The organism is Mesorhizobium sp. M7A.F.Ca.US.005.03.2.1 (assembly GCF_003997795.1).
Taxonomy (GTDB): Bacteria; Pseudomonadota; Alphaproteobacteria; order Rhizobiales; family Rhizobiaceae; genus Mesorhizobium; species Mesorhizobium ciceri.
The window spans coordinates 1-629 of record NZ_RZRP01001509.1; the positions used below are offsets into that span (position 1 = coordinate 1).

Genomic DNA, 629 nt, shown 5'->3' on the forward strand with positions numbered 1-629 from the left:
CGCGGCACGCTGGCAGGACACACCCGACCAGTGTTCGGCTGAAGGCTGCGGTTGGGACCCATCCTTCGAATTTCGCGTCGGAGCGGGCTGGCCGTCCGGCGCCTATCGGGTCACGCTGACCGCCGATGGGCTCGACGGCAAGCCGATCCAATGCCACCATATTTTCATCGTCTGCCCGCAGCCGGGCCGCAAACCTGGCCGCGTGCTCCAGGTGGCGGCGACAGGCACATGGCTGGCCTACAACACCTGGGGCGGCTCCAACCACTATCAGGGCATCACCGGGCCGGATCGCAACCAGTATTCGCCCATCGTCTCGACGCAGCGCCCCTGGTGCCGTGGCTTCGTCGTGCTGCCCAAGGATGCGCCGCGTGTGCCGCTGGAGGTCGCTGTGCCGCCGAAGACCGTGCCGCGCTATCCGCACATGGAGTGGGCGCTCGCCACCGGCCATTCGAAGAAATACGCTTCGTCCGGCTGGGCCAGCTACGACAGCCATTTTTTCCGCTTCGCCGAGCGGGCCGGCTATCAAGTCGATCTCGCCAGCCAGCATGATCTGCATTTTTCGCCGGAAATTCTCGACGGCTATGACTGCGCCGTGTTCGTCGGCCATGACGAATACTGGACCTGGGAAA

Annotated in this window: 1 protein-coding gene; it reads left to right on the plus strand. The window is 64.9% G+C overall.

The window, feature by feature from the left end:
• On the plus strand, nt 1-629 hold a 629-nt coding region (locus EN991_RS38780; RefSeq protein ID WP_348630525.1), incomplete at both ends, for a N,N-dimethylformamidase beta subunit family domain-containing protein.